Origin of the sequence: Dactylosporangium sp. NPDC049742 (genome assembly GCF_040674675.1) — a bacterium.
GTDB lineage: Bacteria > Actinomycetota > Actinomycetes > Mycobacteriales > Micromonosporaceae > Dactylosporangium > Dactylosporangium maewongense.
On record NZ_JBFANF010000165.1, the window covers coordinates 1 to 1,053 of the forward strand.

1 protein-coding gene is annotated in these 1,053 nt (G+C 58.7%); it reads left to right on the top strand.

The window, feature by feature from the left end:
- The first annotated feature begins 394 nt into the window (after positions 1-394).
- On the top strand, positions 395-1,048 hold the full coding sequence (locus AB0J72_RS58960) for a DUF3313 domain-containing protein (RefSeq protein ID WP_363418066.1): 654 nt from the start codon (positions 395-397) through the stop codon (positions 1,046-1,048).
- Positions 1,049-1,053: the final 5 nt, after the last annotated feature.

Consider the following 1,053-nt stretch of genomic DNA (forward strand, 5'->3'; position numbering starts at 1 on the left):
AAAACAGCCACCGGCTTGACCACGGGCGCAGGCGCCGCCACCGGCAGCTTGGGGGTGCTGGCCTGGAGGAAAAACCAGATCCCGGCCATGGCCAACAGCAACAGGGCGATCACTACGGGATACAGGTAACGACTGGATGAATCACGGAGAGGTACGGTTTTGTTTTCAGGCTTGGGCATTACGACTTCCGATGTCCGATGCGTTGACGCTCTAATGGCGCGCTTAAGCTCCGTGCAGCTTTGACGCTGGGTGCTTGCCTGTCTAATAGAAAAGTCGCTGTGAAATGCCCCACAACCTGCAACGGCTACCGGGTTATTTTCCCAGAGTTGGCTATACCTACAGCTCAACGTTCCTTCGATGACAGCCAGGGAGTTTGACGATGAAGCTAGGACTAATGATCGGCACGGTGTGCATTGCCTCGATCGGGGTGATGGGGTGTTCCAGCAAGGTGACGCAGCCGGACGAGTATTCCGGGTTTCTCTCCGACTACAGCAACCTGAAGGAAGCCAAGTCCCCCTCAGGCGCTGACGTGATGCGCTGGGTGGACCCCAACCTGAACCTGAGCCGTTATACCGCCGTGTATATCGAGCCCACCCAGTTCTACCCCAAGCCACAAGCCACCACCAGGATTCCTGAAAGCACCTTGCAGGGCATCAACACCTACTACAACCAGGCGCTCAAGCGCGAGCTGGAAAAGTCCCTGCCACTGGCCAACGGGCCTGGCCCGGGCGTGATTGTAGTACGGGCGGCCATCACGGCAGTCAGCAGCAAGACCGAAAGCCTCAAGCCGTATGAGTACATTCCTGTAGCGCTGGTGGCCGCTGCGGTCAGCACCGGTACCGGGATTCGTGACCAGGAAACCACCCTGGGCACCGAGGCCCAGTTCCTCGATGGCGACAGTGGCAAGGTAATCGCCCAGGTCGTGCGTAAAGGCACCGGCAAGCCGTTGTCGAACGACTCCCAGGTGATGAAGGCCGATGACGTGAAAAGCGTGATCGACGGTTGGGCGTCGGACCTGCACCAGTCGTATCTGAAGCTGAAACGCTGAGGTGC

Coding starts and splice junctions, on each gene's coding strand:
- AB0J72_RS58960 (WP_363418066.1), top strand. CDS start 395: ATGATCGGCACGGTGTGCATTGCCTCGATCGGGGTGATGGGGTGTTCC.